15 protein-coding genes are annotated in these 13,879 nt (G+C 57.9%); 7 read left to right on the forward strand and 8 right to left on the reverse strand.

Annotation, left to right across the window (positions count from 1 at the left end; all coding sequences use genetic code 11):
* The first annotated feature begins 93 nt into the window (after positions 1-93).
* Together A9Q02_RS22145 and A9Q02_RS22150 are read left to right on the forward strand one after the other, a co-directional pair.
* On the forward strand, positions 94-414 hold the full coding sequence (locus tag A9Q02_RS22145) for a cupin domain-containing protein (RefSeq protein ID WP_097655256.1): 321 nt from the start codon (positions 94-96) through the stop codon (positions 412-414).
* Positions 411-1,202, forward strand: a complete 792-nt coding sequence (locus A9Q02_RS22150) for a YwiC-like family protein (RefSeq protein ID WP_097655257.1) — start codon at positions 411-413, stop codon at positions 1,200-1,202. The genes A9Q02_RS22145 and A9Q02_RS22150 overlap by 4 nt, the downstream gene beginning before the upstream one ends.
* 295 nt (positions 1,203-1,497) lie before the next feature.
* On the opposite strand, the gene A9Q02_RS22155 is transcribed toward A9Q02_RS22150, so the two are convergent.
* A complete protein-coding gene (locus A9Q02_RS22155) occupies positions 1,498-1,839 on the reverse strand; it encodes a cupin domain-containing protein (RefSeq protein ID WP_097655258.1) in 342 nt (113 codons plus the stop codon).
* A 128-nt stretch (positions 1,840-1,967) separates the two neighbouring features.
* Here A9Q02_RS22155 and A9Q02_RS22160 point away from each other — a divergent pair, with 128 nt between their 5' ends.
* A complete protein-coding gene (locus A9Q02_RS22160; protein WP_097655259.1) occupies positions 1,968-2,963 on the forward strand; it encodes an HNH endonuclease in 996 nt (331 codons plus the stop codon).
* A gap of 22 nt (positions 2,964-2,985) precedes the next feature.
* On the opposite strand, the gene A9Q02_RS22165 is transcribed toward A9Q02_RS22160, so the two are convergent.
* From A9Q02_RS22165 to A9Q02_RS22180, 4 genes are all read right to left on the reverse strand, one after another.
* Positions 2,986-3,267, reverse strand: a complete 282-nt coding sequence (locus A9Q02_RS22165; RefSeq protein ID WP_097655260.1) for a nucleotidyltransferase family protein — start codon at positions 3,265-3,267, stop codon at positions 2,986-2,988.
* A gap of 114 nt (positions 3,268-3,381) precedes the next feature.
* Complete coding sequence (locus A9Q02_RS22170) at positions 3,382-3,609, reverse strand: hypothetical protein (protein WP_097655261.1); 228 nt, start codon at positions 3,607-3,609, stop codon at positions 3,382-3,384.
* A 291-nt stretch (positions 3,610-3,900) separates the two neighbouring features.
* The gene (locus A9Q02_RS22175) at positions 3,901-4,125 is read right to left on the reverse strand and encodes a hypothetical protein (RefSeq protein WP_097655262.1); all 225 of its coding nucleotides are present in this window, start codon (positions 4,123-4,125) and stop codon (positions 3,901-3,903) included.
* Positions 4,126-4,155: 30 nt separating this feature from the next.
* Entirely contained in the window at positions 4,156-5,037 is an 882-nt protein-coding gene (locus A9Q02_RS22180) for an SDR family oxidoreductase (RefSeq protein WP_097655263.1), read from the reverse strand.
* A 400-nt stretch (positions 5,038-5,437) separates the two neighbouring features.
* Between A9Q02_RS22180 and A9Q02_RS22185 the strand changes: the two genes are divergently transcribed.
* Positions 5,438-7,372, forward strand: a complete 1,935-nt coding sequence (locus tag A9Q02_RS22185) for a histidine kinase N-terminal 7TM domain-containing protein (protein WP_281256945.1) — start codon at positions 5,438-5,440, stop codon at positions 7,370-7,372.
* A complete protein-coding gene (locus A9Q02_RS22190) occupies positions 7,350-7,721 on the forward strand; it encodes a response regulator (protein WP_097655265.1) in 372 nt (123 codons plus the stop codon). The genes A9Q02_RS22185 and A9Q02_RS22190 overlap by 23 nt, the downstream gene beginning before the upstream one ends.
* Positions 7,722-7,856: 135 nt before the next feature.
* Here the strand turns inward: A9Q02_RS22190 and A9Q02_RS22195 are convergent, their stop codons facing one another.
* The 3 genes from A9Q02_RS22195 to A9Q02_RS22205 form a co-directional block, all read right to left on the reverse strand.
* Positions 7,857-8,846, reverse strand: a complete 990-nt coding sequence (locus A9Q02_RS22195; RefSeq protein ID WP_097655266.1) for a hypothetical protein — start codon at positions 8,844-8,846, stop codon at positions 7,857-7,859.
* A gap of 4 nt (positions 8,847-8,850) precedes the next feature.
* Positions 8,851-9,876, reverse strand: coding sequence for a DNA polymerase III subunit delta' (gene holB / locus A9Q02_RS22200; RefSeq protein ID WP_097655267.1), 1,026 nt, complete (start codon positions 9,874-9,876; stop codon positions 8,851-8,853).
* 133 nt (positions 9,877-10,009) lie between these two features.
* Positions 10,010-10,858, reverse strand: coding sequence for an HTD2 family dehydratase (locus A9Q02_RS22205; RefSeq protein ID WP_097655268.1), 849 nt, complete (start codon positions 10,856-10,858; stop codon positions 10,010-10,012).
* A gap of 509 nt (positions 10,859-11,367) precedes the next feature.
* Between A9Q02_RS22205 and A9Q02_RS22210 the strand changes: the two genes are divergently transcribed.
* Together A9Q02_RS22210 and A9Q02_RS22215 are read left to right on the forward strand one after the other, a co-directional pair.
* Complete coding sequence (locus tag A9Q02_RS22210) at positions 11,368-12,606, forward strand: CaiB/BaiF CoA transferase family protein (protein WP_097655361.1); 1,239 nt, start codon at positions 11,368-11,370, stop codon at positions 12,604-12,606.
* Between the two features lie 14 nt (positions 12,607-12,620).
* Positions 12,621-13,841, forward strand: coding sequence for a CaiB/BaiF CoA transferase family protein (locus A9Q02_RS22215; protein WP_097655269.1), 1,221 nt, complete (start codon positions 12,621-12,623; stop codon positions 13,839-13,841).
* Positions 13,842-13,879 lie beyond the last annotated feature (38 nt).

A 13,879-nucleotide genomic window follows, 5' to 3' on the forward strand; every position in this document is an offset into this window, starting at 1 on the left:
TGGCGCAAACAGCCAGCTTTGCTGGCTGTTTGCGCCACCACAAGCGAGATCCCTGGGAGCCGTAGGCTCCGATATCTCTGCCGGAGGCAGCGTATGAATGCAACCAGTTTTCAGGATCTCGCCGCTCAGGTGACGATCCCCACCGATGGCACGATCAGCCGGACGATCTACCAGGATCCGCATCTCAAAGCGGTGCTCTTTGGTTTTGCGGCGGGGCAAGAACTCTCGGAGCATACGGCCTCGATGGCTGCCATGCTCCATATTGTCGAGGGTTCGGCAACGTTGACGCTTGGCACCGAGGTGCTTGAGGCCGGCCCCAATACCTGGGTGCATATGCCGGCCCAGTTGCCCCACAGCATTGTTGCCAAGACGCCCGTCGTGATGCTGCTGCTCTTGCTCAAGGGGGCGACGTGAGTTCGTCGTCATCGCCACGAGCGGTGCGTCTGCGCCCGCTTGCGTTGCCGGTAGAACACGGCGGGTGGAGTTTTCTCGGTGCACCGGTGCTGCTTGGGCTGTGGGTCGCCCCTTCGGTCGCCGGGTTCTGGCTGAGCCTAGCCGCCCTCGCGGCCTTCCTTACCCGTCAGCCGCTCAAAGTGGCGTGGGCCGACCACCAGCGGGGCAAGCGTTTCCCGCGTACGCAGTGGGCCGAGCGCTTTGTGCTGCTCTATGGAGGCACCGCACTGGTGGCCTTTGGTGCCGCTTGGGTGACAGCCGCGCACGCCTTCTGGCCCCCGTTGCTGCTGGCGGCACCTCTGGCGGCAGTGCAGTTGCGCTACGACCTGCACAAGCAGAGCCGCGCTTTGCTTGCAGAGCTTGCCGGGGTCACGGCGATCAGTGCGCTGGTCGCGGCGCTGGCCCTGGCCGGCGGATGGGCTATGGTTCCGGCCTTGATCCTCTGGCTGCTCATCGCATTGCAGGCCAGCGCGGCGATCCTCTACGTTACCACGCGCCTGCGCCTCGCCCGTGGTGAGCGCGTGCGACCCAGGCGGGCCTACCTCGCCCATCTTGTGGCACTGGGCCTCGTCATTGGCCTGGCCTGGGCAGGGTTAGCCCCGTGGCTAACGGTCGCAGCCTTTCTCGTGCTCGCCGCGCGGGCCTGGCTCGGTCTCCAACCACGCAGCCTGACCACGCCAACCCCCCTGGTTGGTGTGCAAGAACTAAGCGTCAGTTTGCTGACCGTGGCGAGCATTGCGCTGGGGTAAGGGCGGGCGCTTGCAACGTCCACCTAACCGGAGCACCGTCGGGCTGAAGCCCTCGGCTAGAGAATGCGAAGCCCACCTTCGTGGGCTGGAGCGGATTCATTTCTGAAAGACCATAAGCCCTTGGCGACACAGGGACAAGCCGGCCTGCGTCGGCTGGATCAGGCCACGCCGCTGGTCTTCGCTGCCAAGGAGCCGCGTCATTCATGACCACGGCAGGAAGATGCCATCGCCCTGAGGAGGGACGGGGCACAAAAACCCCCAATCCCCAATCCCCAATCGCTCTAGCGCTTGCGCCTCAACGCGGCAAGAGTGCGCCGCGCTGGCGGTGTGCCATCAGATAGGCGAGCGGCCCACGCAGGCAGCGGATCGCACGGCGCGCACCACGAGGGATCACCAGCGCAATGCCAGGCTCAAGGGCAAGCCGCTGATCATCCAGCAGCAGTTCACCAGAGCCCTCAAAGACCACCAGGAGCACATCGAGTTCACCATTGCGATGCTCAGCAATGCCCGCCCCGGACATCAAACGCATCAGATTCACATTCAACTGCTCGCAATTCAGGCTCCAGATCGCACCATCATAGGAAGCCTGGCGCAACGCCTCGGCCACATCAACCATATATTCAGGATCAAAGCTCATCAGGGATCCTCGCATCTTTCAGTGTGCAGATCGAGCACGGGTAGGGCACCCAAGCCCTGGTTGCTTTGATTGTATGATATGGTAGAGTAAGCGGCAAGGACGCAAACCTTGAATGAGAGCACGATCCAATGTTAGATCGCTATAAAATCGCCTTTGCTCGGCTAAAGATTGATCGGATTCCTGAACGATGGAGCGAAGCGACAAATAAAGGTGCTCCACATAAGGCGTTTCTGTTGTTGGCGATCATGGATCTGATCGCACAAGGCGAAATAACCGAGAATTTTATTGAACTCAAGAGTGACCTGTTAGAGACGTTTGATCTCTACTGGGAAAAAGTTATGGGGGGCAAACGGCAGACGACCATCGCCATGCCCTTCTACCATATGAAGAGCGAGGGCTTCTGGCATCTTGTGCCCATTCCCGGTCAAGAGATTGCTCTGAATAGCCCTGTACGCTCGCTTGTCCGGATGCGGCAATGCCTGCTGGGCGCAAAACTCGATCCGGAACTCTTTGCCTTGCTGACGGTAGCCGAAACACGCGACGCCTTGCGACAGATCTTAATTGAAACTTATTTTGCCCCTCAGACACGCCCAATTCTCGTTGAAGTTGGCATCATCACGGCGCAAGCGTTTGCGTACAGTCGTGAGCTACTGGTGCGATCGCAACGGCGCTTCAAACTCAGAGAGACACCCGAGGTCGAAGCGCACTATTTTGCTGAATCGCGTTCAACCGGGTTTCGGCGCACAATAGTGTCTGCCTATCAGCACACCTGCGCGATCTGTCGCATTCGGATCGTCACACCAGAAGGCAGAACCGCCGTCAGCGCAGCCCACATTGTGCCGTGGAGCGTGAGCCACAACGACGATCCGCGCAATGGCATGGCGTTATGTGGCCTGCATCACTGGGCCTTCGATGAGGGCGTCGTGAGCATTGAGCCATCAACCTATCGCATCATCGTCTCGCCCGTCGTACGTTCAGATGACGAAGCCACAGAGCCGTTGCGCACCCTGCAAGACCAACCCCTCTACCTACCCGAGAACGAAGAGATCTACCCGGCCAAAGAAGCACTGCGCTGGCATCAGAAAGAATTGTTCAGAGCGACGATTCCGCCGTCGTTGGTGTAGGTGCCTATAACATGACGTGCGCTCAGATTTCTACAACCTCAGCCAGGATCCGCTCACGGAGGTGAGGGCGTAAATCGGGACGATGGACGAGGTCGACCGGGACGTGCAGTAGATCGGAAAGGGTCTGTTGCAGGCCAACATAGGTCAGAAGGCCCGGCAGTTCCTCGAACTCGACCAGGATGTCCAGATCGCTCTGCGCGGTCTGCTCGTTGCGGACGTATGAGCCGAATAGCCCCAGGGATTTGATCTGGTAGCGCTGTTTGAGTTCCGGCAGATGTTGCCGGAGGATGGTGATGTTTCTCAACTATCTCCTGTCGGATTTTCATTTTTGTTCTTTCCTAATATTTTTATACCAAAAAACATTTGCTTATCTAGAATACCAACGTAGAGAGAATTGTGTTGTATTCACATCAGAAAATTATATCGTTCTCAAAATGTCGGCTAGAATCTCTGGCGTTAGCCCACGTTCACGAGCGTTCTGACCAATACGCCGCATGAGGTCTTCGAGCGATTCCGTCGTCTGGGTGGCTTCTAAGATTCGCAAGCTGAGGAGGACGCCAATTTTGCGCTGATCTTCCTCAGATAAAGCGTGGAATGCTTGCGCAACTCGTGTATCAACTGCGATCGTAATCATTTCAGGTGACATAGGTTGCTCCATATCTTCATACAGGATGCGTCTACAAGCGTAGTATAGCAGTCCTATCTGGGTTATAAACAGGAGTGTTGGCTTATGAATATTCAATTAGGATTGCTATATACCGCAGCGTGTGTTCGCATGAGTATACGTGTAGGATTCGCTCGTAACCCTGGGGTTTAGTGGTCTGGAACGTGCATTTTCTGAGGATTTGACGCAAAGGCGCAGAGGCGCAAAGCGCATTGAGACGCCACGCGTGCGACGGATGGCTGTGCGTGGCCTGGGAGCATGGCTGTGGGCATCTCAGAACATGGAGTTGACACCCCAACCCATTTGTCCCAGATAGTGATCGTGGTTGTCGGCCCAGTCACTGCCGTCACCATCAAACGCCCCAATAAAGGCGTCGAGCGGATCATGGGCAAATTGCTCGGCTCCAACCGTAAGCCACTTGGTGGCAATCTCTCCAAGGTCACGACCATTGTAGAATATCAGGCAGATCAGGTTTGCTCTATCGCCATCTCCACCCACAGCTTTGCGCCTTTGCGTCAACCAGTTGCCTTATTTCTTGCTCGGCGCAAGGTCGCCAAACGGCGGCAAGGCGAGCCGTACGAGCCAATCGCGTAGCCACGTGGGGAGGTGGATCAGCACGAGCTGGCCGTAGGCGTCGAGGCCAATCACGTAGCGCGCCCGTGGGCGGCGACAGGTGATCGCCTGGCCGACGACGCGGGCAACACGCTCGGGCGGGATGCCCATGCCTGGTTTGACCGTGGCTTTCACCATATCGATCAGCGGTTGGTATGGGGCTAGGCGCGCCTGTGATACGTCGGCCAGCATCTGGAGACTCGACGCGAGCGTTTTGTCCCAGATTGGCGTCGCGATGATGCCTGGTTCAATGCAGACTACCCGGATGCCCCAGGGACTCAGTTCGATGCGCAGGGCGTCGCTGCACGCTTCGAGGGCGAATTTTGAGGCCGAGTAAGGGCCAAAGAGCGGGTGCGTGAACCGTCCTGAAATCGAGCCCATGTTGACAATGGTGGCCGGACGGGACGATTCGCGCAGCAATGGCAAAAAGGCCTGGGTGACGGCGATCGGTGAGAGCGTGTTGACTTCGAGTTGACGGCGAAACGCTTCGATCGGCACAACCTCGAGTGGCCCTGGCACGGCAATGCCCGCGTTGTTGACCAGGGCGCGCAGGCCCTGCCCATTGGTCTGGGCGCGAATCGTGGCAACAGCAGCGTCGATCTGGGCGGCGTCGGTGACATCGAGCATCACCGTCGTCACGCGCCCCCCACTCGCAAGCCGCAGTTGCTCGGCATGCTCGGGCGAGCGCACCCCGGCGAAGACCTGAAAGCCTCGCGCAACGAGATGGAGGGCGCATGCTCGCCCGATCCCGGTTGAAGCACCTGTAATCAAGACTGATCCAGCCTGGTTGTTCATCATAGACCTTTTGTGAGCATCAATAGTTCGCGAAAGCGGGCGGGCCGCCCGCGCTCCCAGGAATGCCAAAAAACTTCGTTGACCCACTCATCAGTTGGTTGGTGTGGCGCTACCCCGAGCGCCAAGCATCTGTATGGTAGCTGCGTCGGTCAATAAAAGCAAGCGTAACAAGCGGTCACGCTACTACACTCAGTATGAGTTGATCAGAGCCAGTTAAATAGTTTTTAACTTGACAAACATGGTCTTTTCCTGTTACATATAAAGTTAGCCTGCTCTTACAACCCGAAAGTCTCTGCACTGTCAGGCCGCTGCTGACGATCTTGATCGTCAAATCAATTGCGTCATCTGGTCAATGTATTCGGGTTCATCTATGCCATCGTTGGTCGCCATCATTTGCATATTCATGCTTGTTGTTACGGCTTTGACAAGCAGCATTGTGAGCCTGCAGGGTTGGCGACGACGCGATCGTGCCTGGGCTCGTCCTTTGTCGTTTGCCGGCATTGCCGTTACGATCATGGCTGCCGGTTATGCTGTTGAGCTCGCCAATACTCAGCTTGAGAACATACTCCTGGCAGTGCGTTTTCAATATATTGGCATCGTGAGCATCCCAGTCTTTTGGCTCTGGTTTGCCTTGACCTACACGGGCCGAAGCAAGATGGTTGATGCATCCCGCCACTATGCTTTGCTCATTGTGCCGGCGTTAACCCTGATCCTGGCGTGGACCAACGACCTTCATGGTTTAATCTGGCAAAGCACTGCGGTTACCGTTAATGAAAATGGTACTTTTTTTGCGCCAACATACGGTAGTTGGTTTTGGATCCACACGCTCTATAGCTATAGCTTGATTCTGCCGGCGACTGGTTTCTTGATGATGACTGCGCTGCGCACGCATCGGCTCTTTCGTTGGCAGGCGTTGATGCTCGTGATGGCCGCAGTCGCGCCTCTGCTCGGCAATCTTCTGTATCTGCTACGGATCGGGCCGGGGCAGTTTCTTGACTTGTTGCCCATTGGGTTTGGTGTCTCGGTGCTGCTGGTCGCACTGCTGACAATGAGGGGTCGTCTGCTTGAAGTGATTCCTCTGGCCCGTACGTTGACATTTGAGCAGATGCGTGATGGGGTGGTTGTGCTTGATCCTGAGCGGCGCATTGTTGATCTCAATATTACGGCCAGCAAGATGTTTAACCGTGCGATTGCTGATGTGATCGGGATGCCGATTACAGCTCTGTTGCCTGCTGATACCAACCTGCCTGCGCAATACCTGACAGCCCACGAGATTGATGAGGAGATCGCCCTGACTACCAACACAGGCCTGCGTTGGTTCTCGATCCAGGTGTTTCCGCTTGCGGGGTGGCGAGGGCGGATCAAAGGCTGGCTTGTTCACTGGCGTGACATTACAAGCCGTCGTCAGGACGAGGAGTTGCTGCGGTTGCGCAATGCTGAACTGGAAGCTTTGCATCTTTCGCTCCAACAAGAGTTAGTTGAACGCCAGCGTACCGAAATCGCCCTTGCCCAGGCACGCGACATGGCTGAGGCTTCGAGTCGTACCAAAAGTGCGTTTATTGGCAATATGAGTCACGAACTACGTACGCCGCTGACTTCGATTATTGGCTATGCCCAGCTGATCGAGCGTCAACTGGGTGGGGGTGATGATGAATTGATCCGAGCTGAACTTGAGATCATTATCAATGCCGGTCGCCACCAGGTTGAACTGATCAATGATCTGCTCGATCTTGCGAAAATCGAAGCTGGTCAGATGCAATTCAAGTACGATGAATTCGCGATCAGCCTGTTGATCGATCGCATCATTCAGATGGTGCAACCACTGGCGCAGCGAGGGGGCAATCGCTTCGTCATTGATGTGTCAGATGAGGTTGAGACCTACTATGGTGATGAGCAAAAAATCGGTCAGATTTTGATTAATCTGCTTTCCAATGCCGCCAAGTTTACTCAGCACGGCACGATTACCCTGCGGGTCAGGTATGATCTCCGCAACGATGGTGCATGGATCGAGTTCAGTGTGCATGATACGGGGATTGGCATTGCACCTGCTTTTCTTACGACGATCTTTGAAGAATTTTCGCAGATCCCTGGTTCACTGCAACAACAGTATGGTGGAACTGGCCTTGGTTTGACGATCTGTAAACGCTATACCGAATTGATGAAAGGTACGATCAGCGTGACGAGCGAAGAAAACCGGGGCTCTTCGTTCTATGTGCGCTTGCCCGTTGAACGTGATTGGGCCATCATTGCACCCCCAAGCAGTGCTCTTGAGGCCTCGGGCAAGCCAATATATGTGGCTGACACAGGAGAAATATATGCCTCGCCTCCTTCTCGTTGAAGATAATGAGATGAACCGGCAAATGATTGTTGGACATCTGAAGTGGCTCGGGTACGAGGTCTTCCTGGCCGCCGATGGGCATCAGGCGGTTGAATTAGCTGCCGATCTCCAGCCTGATCTGATCTTGATGGATATGGGCCTGCCTTTGCTGAACGGTTGGGATGCGACAGCACAGATCAAGGCTGATCCAGTCTTAGCAACGATTCCGATCATTGCGCTGACCGCCTATGCAATGAGTGATGATTATTATCGCAGTATGGCCGCCGGATGCGATGCATTTGAAACCAAGCCGATTGACTTTGAACACCTGGCGGCGACGATGGAACGCTTGCTCGCAGGGTCGCGTTAGTTGCGTCCTGCTACGGTAACGAAGTTTCCTGATCCACTTCTGGCGCAGCTATCCGTCGCACACTTGGCGTCCAGATGTGCGCTCGACGCAGCTTTGCGCCTTTGCGCCTTTGCGTCAAAAAAACCGCCCTTGGTATTAAGCCGCAATCAGTTGCCGTACATGCTCGTTTGGCCGCCCATGGCTCACGATAGCAATCTCAAGCCCGTAGTCCTGATGGCGATGGAGCGTACGGGCGATGCTGGCGATGATCCACTTGATGTCGTTGCCAAAGACCCCCCCACCAAGCAGGGTCAGGAAGATGCGCCGTGAGCCGTGCGTGGCGGCGTTGATGATGCCGGCGCAGATCGTTGCTTCGTAGGCCGCTTCGAGTACCAGGCGGGCGAAGGGCTCCCAGAGCTCGATGGGGTGATCCGCATAGGCGACCGGCAGGGCTGAACAGTAGGCCTGCGAGACGAGGTGTCCAGACGCCGCGATGGTTACCTGGGTCTGCCATTGCATGCCGATGCGCAACAGGCTGCGCAGGTCGTCACGTTCGGCCTCGCTTGCGGCTTGCAGTCGCTCGGCGATCGCCGTGAGCCCGCTGCGCGAGGGGAGGGCATAGCCGTTTTGCATCTGCCAGAGTTCGCCCTTGGCGTTGCCCAGCGCGTGCCCGAGATCGGCCAGACAATCGATCTGGTTGCTGGCTGTTTGCCCGCTCGCACCGTTGATCGGCGCAAAATAGTTGCGATAGATTGTTCCCGCGCCGGCGGCAATGGCACACGCTGGCCCCTGGGTATGATCATAGTCGTAGATGCCCACCCCTTGCTCGGGGGTGACGTTCGGCGAGGCCATTTCGAGCAGGTTGAACTGCGAGGCAACCTGAAAGAGCGCCGCTGTATTGTCCGGGTCAGCATGGAGTTGCTGCACATTCGCGACGACTTCGCGTACCGTCAAACGCCCGTACACCGACGTACACGCGGCAGCCTCGCGCCGCAATTCGCCGAGGGACGGGGTTGCCAATTGACCACAAACAAAGCTTGCCCCATTTGCCGTGGAATGAAGCTGCGTGCCCTCAACCCGCAGGTGGGTGCGCACCTCGTCAGGCGAGGTTTCACGCACCCCGGTAAGCGTTTCAAACCATGTCATCTGGTTAGCCTCCTCGTGGCAATTGCAAGACGATGCTTTCGAGCACTAGTTGCGGGTTGCCATTTTCACGGAGTTGTTGCACCGCCTGGTTGATCTTGGCAACCATCGTATAGGCCTGATGCGCATCATAGCGTCGTGCAGCCTGTGCGAGATGCTCTTGCCGATCAAGATTGATCACACTTTCGGGGCACCCAGCCGCGACCAGCAGCACATCGCGCCACCAACTCTGCCAGAGGTCAAGCCAGGCAAAGACGGTCGCCTGTTCGCCGCTACGATACTCTTTGGCGCGTTGTTCGGCCCAGCGCAGGCCAGCGCTCACGCCCTGTTGTGATAAGGCAAGCAAGCTTTCAAGTTGCTCATCGCGGTGGGCGATCGCCTCGGGTTGCTCGAGCATCTGGATCGCCCACCCGATCCGCCCCCCGCTCCAGGCGGCAAGCGTGGCCGCATCACTCGCGGCAATCCCGCGTGCCTCTAATGCCGCCGCCACCTCACGGCGTGGCAAAGGCCGCAGCCGCAAGACACGACAGCGCGAGACAATCGTCGGTAGTAAGTCAGTGCTATTGGCAACCAAAATCAGGGTTGCGTATGGGGGTGGTTCCTCAAGCGTTTTCAACATCGCATTCGACGCCTCTTCATTAAGGCGTTCAGCATCGTGCAGGATCAAGATCCGGCGTCGTGCCTCATAGGGGCGCAGGCTCAGATCATTTTGCCATGCACGGATCGTCGCAATCTTCAATTCCTTCTGGCGCGCCGCTTCGTCGGCTTTCAAGCCCGCGGCCTGGGTCGCCATGCTCGCAATGCGCACATCGGGATGATTGCCTCGCTCGATGCGGCGGCAGGTGCGACAGGTCAGACATGGCTCGCCATGGCCCTCGTCACAGTTGAGGGCCTGGGCAAAACGCAAGGCGAGCAGCGCTTTGCCGATACCCGGCACGCCACTGATCAGGTAGGCGTGAGCATCAGTGCCCGCCTCAATGTTGTGCTTCAACTGGGCGATCGCCCAATCATGACCGAGGATCTGCCAGGGCATAGCTCTCCTGCGAGGGTTGCGCGTGTCAGGCCCATTATAGCATCACTAGGGGTGAAGCCCCTGCGCTCTACACCTACTTGCTGGTGCTAAAAAAAGCCAGCGTAGCTGGCTTTTTTTAGCACCAGCAAGACTCCTACCCGAGTTCGGCAACTGCGCTCAGCGCAACCTTGCCGTCGGGCCCTTGGGCTTCAAGCATGACGCGCTCTGCTTCGGGCGTGGCGACGAGGCGAAATGGTGCGAGGTCAAAGAGCGGGGCCTGGCCGCGAAAGCTAAAGCCGGTGATGCGGCGGTTGGTCGTGTGGCGCACTAGTTCGAGTAGCAGCACAGCCGTCAGGGGGCCATGCACCACCAGACCCGGATAGCCCTCCTCGTTGATCGCATAGGGCCGGTCGTAGTGAATCCGGTGCGCGTTGAAGGTCAGGGCCGAAAACCGAAAGAGCAATCGCGGATCGGGTGTGACTGTGCGCGTCCACGCTCCCTCGGGAACCGGGGGGAGTTCGGCGGGCACCGGCGCGGGCACTGGTGGCCCGGGCTCGCGGTAGACGATGTCTTGCTCTTCGTCAAGGCAGAGGATGCCTTGCTGGTAAAACTGGTAGCCTACGGTGACAAAGGCCAGGTTGCCGCTGCGCCCTGACTTTTGCACGATATTGCGGATTTCGCCCTTGCGCTGAGCTGGTCGCCCGAGGATCATGGCGTGGTGAAAGGTAAGGCGCGCACCAGCGAACATCCGGCGTGGATACGGGATCGGCGGCAGAAACCCGCCGCGCTCGGGGTGCCCGTCACTACTCAGTTTTGACTGCGGGGCGCGTGGCAAAAAATAGAACCAGTGCCACAATGGCGGTAGCGTCGCGTTGCCGTTGATCATGGTGGTTGCATCATCAAGTGTTGCCGCTGCCGCATGTGCCTGCGCGGGACTCAGATCGTCTTCGAGCAGTTCGGTGGTGCCGATCCAACTGCTGAACGCTGCCTCTGCGTCACTCATTATTTGCTTCCTCCCGGTGGGGTTCTGCCGTGAGCTATGCTCGCTATCCCCACTCCTTGTCTGGCAAAAATGCCAGCGTAGCTGGCATTTTTGCCAGACAAGAAAACACGCTTAGGGCCGCAGGCCCCAATCCCTTAGCCGGAGGCTCTATCGTGCGCTTACACCGACCAGCATCGCTGGTTGGTGTAAGCGCACCGCTCTAACTTTGCATCTGATGATATTCTGACATATAATTCGACATTATAACATTGCTACCCCAAAAAAGTGACTCCCTGAACTTCCTTGCGTGACGTGTCCTGACGCATATCGAGGACGATATGCATATATATTGAAGCGGAGGCAAATCGTTGAGCAAGCGCGAGCGTATTGCTACGGATCAGGCGGATGCGACTGATGTTGCTAAGACAGCAACGGGGGGGCCTGAGGGCGAAGGCGCAGCACAGGTTTCCCCTGAGGCTGAACCAGCGCAACCACCACCTTCAACGACGGAGAACCAGGAGACCCCGCGGGTGAAACCGCTCCCACCTTCCGATCGTCCTTCGGATCACGAGCAGTTGCCTCTGAGTGGGATTCGGGTCGTGGATGTCGGTAACTTCCTGGCTGGCCCGTATGCGGCTTCGATTATGGGTGAGTTTGGAGCCGAGGTGCTGAAGGTTGAACACCCGATTGCCGGCGATCCCATGCGTCGTTTTGGGACGCCAACCAAACGCCACGATGCCACCCTGGCCTGGCTCAGTGAGGGGCGCAATAAGAAGTCCGTGACCATCGATCTTCGCCAGAAAGAGGGGGTGCAGATCTTTCTCAAGCTCATTGCCAAATCCGATGTGCTGATCGAGAATTTTCGCCCCGGTACGATGGAAGAGTGGGGCCTTGGCTGGGAGCAGTTGCGTGAGGCGAATCCCCGCCTGGTGGTGCTGCGTGTTTCTGGGTATGGTCAGACTGGCCCGTATCGCCGGCGCTCTGGTTTTGCCCATATTGCCCACGCCTTTGGCGGTCTCTCGTACCTCGCTGGCTTCCCCGGTGAGACGCCGGTGTTGCCCGGCACCGTGCCCCTCGGCGATTATATGTCGAGCCTCTATGGTGTCATCGGGGTGCTGGTGGCGCTGCGTCATCAGGAGGAGACCGGGCGCGGTCAGGTGATTGATGTCGGCATCTATGAGGCGGTCTTTCGTCAACTCGACGAGATTGCGGCAGCCTATGGCCTTTTTGGCAAGGTGCGCGAACGTGAAGGCTCGGGCAGCTTTGTCGCGGTGCCCCACGGTCACTTTCGCACCAAAGATGACAAGTGGATCGCGATTGCCTGTACGACCGACAAGATGTTCGAGCGCCTCGCGGAAGCGATGGAACAGTCTGAACTCGCGACGACCGGGCTCTACGGCGATCAGCGCAAGCGCCTCGCCGCCCGCGATCAGGTCAATCAGATTGTGATCGAGTGGGTTGGTTCGCTCACCCGCGACGAGGTACTCGAACGGTGCCTCGATAAAGAGGTGCCCGTCGGCAAGGTCAATAGCATTGCCGATATCTTTGAAGATGAGCACTTTCAGGCCCGGGGCAATCTCGCCCGGTTTGAGGAAGAGGGCCTTGGTGAGGTGGTTGTACCCGCAGTGGTGCCGACGCTCTCGGCAACCCCCGGGCGCATTACCAACCTGGGGCCGCCCCTCGGCGATGCGACCTATGAAGTGATGCGCGAACTGCTCGATATTACGGCGGACGAGATTCGACGGCTGCGGCAGCACAAGATTATTTGAGAAGGATATTACCCATGACCGCAGAGTCTGCACCTGCGTTGCCCCTGGCGGGCATTCGTGTCATTGATGTGGCAACGGTGATTGCCGCCCCCTACTGCGCGACGCTGCTCGGTGAGTTTGGCGCTGATGTGTTGAAGGTTGAGCATCCGGTTGGCGGTGATGCCTTGCGCCGCTTTGGGACGCCGAGCCAGCGTGGTGATACGCTGACCTGGCTCAGCGAGGCGCGCAATAAGCGCTCGGTGACGATTGACCTCCATCGTCCCGAAGGCGTGGCCGTGTTCAAGCAACTGATCGCCCAGAGCGATGTGCTCTGTGAGAATTTTCGCCCCGGGACCCTCGAAAAATGGGGCCTCGGCTGGGAAGTGCTGCACGAGATCAATCCTGGTCTGATTATGCTCCGGGTCACGGGCTATGGTCAAACCGGCCCCTACAAGGATCGCCCCGGGTTTGCCCGCGTTGCCCATGCCGTCGGTGGCATTGCCTATCTCGCCGGGATGCCCAGGGGTACCCCGGTGACGCCTGGCTCAACGACGCTTGGTGATTACATGACGGGTTTGTACGGCTGCCTCGGTGTGTTGCTGGCGCTGCGCCATCGTGAACGTACTGGTCAAGGCCAGTATGTTGATGCCGCGCTCTACGAGTCGGTCTTTCGTTGTACTGATGAACTCGCCCCCGCCTATGGCATGTACGGCATCGTTCGTGAACGGCACGGCCCATCACATAACGATTTCGCCTGCCCGCACGGCCACTTCCCAACCAAAGATGGCAAGTGGGTCGCGATCTCCTGTGCCACCGACAAGCTCTTTGCGCGCCTCGCTGCAGCGATGGGCAGGACCGAGCTCGCCTCGTCGAGTACCTATGGCGAACAGAAGACACGCCTCGAGCATCGCCACGATGTCAATGAGATTGTCCGCGACTGGTGTGGTTCACTCTCCCGCGATGAGGTGCTTGACCGCTGTTACGAGACCGGGACGCCCGCTGGGCCGCTCAACAATATTGCTGATATCTTTGGCGACCGCCAGTTCCATGCCCGTCGCAACCTGATGGCGGTTGATGTCCCTGATACCGGCGAAACCGTCATTGTCCCCTCAACAATTCCCAAGCTCTCGGAAACCCCCGGCAGTCTGCGCAGTCTTGGCCCGAAACTTGGCGAACACACGGTTGAAGTCTTGAGCGAACTGCTGGGCATGGACGAGCAACAGATCGCTGAACTCCGCCAGAAACGGGTTATTTAACGCTGGCATGCGTCAGACCGCACCGGTCTCCAAGACCG

Source organism: Candidatus Chloroploca asiatica, assembly GCF_002532075.1.
GTDB classification, from domain to species: Bacteria; Chloroflexota; Chloroflexia; order Chloroflexales; family Chloroflexaceae; genus Chloroploca; species Chloroploca asiatica.

Bases quoted from the DNA above. Each gene is read 5' to 3' on its own strand.
- A9Q02_RS22185 (WP_281256945.1), top strand. From the start codon at position 5,438: ATGCTTGTTGTTACGGCTTTGACAAGCAGCATTGTGAGCCTGCAGGGT.
- A9Q02_RS22215 (WP_097655269.1), top strand. From the start codon at position 12,621: ATGACCGCAGAGTCTGCACCTGCGTTGCCCCTGGCGGGCATTCGTGTC.
- A9Q02_RS22170 (WP_097655261.1), bottom strand. From the start codon at position 3,609: ATGTCACCTGAAATGATTACGATCGCAGTTGATACACGAGTTGCGCAA.
- A9Q02_RS22145 (WP_097655256.1), top strand. From the start codon at position 94: ATGAATGCAACCAGTTTTCAGGATCTCGCCGCTCAGGTGACGATCCCC.
- A9Q02_RS22180 (WP_097655263.1), bottom strand. From the start codon at position 5,037: ATGATGAACAACCAGGCTGGATCAGTCTTGATTACAGGTGCTTCAACC.
- A9Q02_RS22195 (WP_097655266.1), bottom strand. From the start codon at position 8,846: ATGACATGGTTTGAAACGCTTACCGGGGTGCGTGAAACCTCGCCTGAC.
- holB (WP_097655267.1), bottom strand. From the start codon at position 9,876: ATGCCCTGGCAGATCCTCGGTCATGATTGGGCGATCGCCCAGTTGAAG.
- A9Q02_RS22190 (WP_097655265.1), top strand. From the start codon at position 7,350: ATGCCTCGCCTCCTTCTCGTTGAAGATAATGAGATGAACCGGCAAATG.
- A9Q02_RS22205 (WP_097655268.1), bottom strand. From the start codon at position 10,858: ATGAGTGACGCAGAGGCAGCGTTCAGCAGTTGGATCGGCACCACCGAA.
- A9Q02_RS22160 (WP_097655259.1), top strand. From the start codon at position 1,968: ATGTTAGATCGCTATAAAATCGCCTTTGCTCGGCTAAAGATTGATCGG.
- A9Q02_RS22155 (WP_097655258.1), bottom strand. From the start codon at position 1,839: ATGAGCTTTGATCCTGAATATATGGTTGATGTGGCCGAGGCGTTGCGC.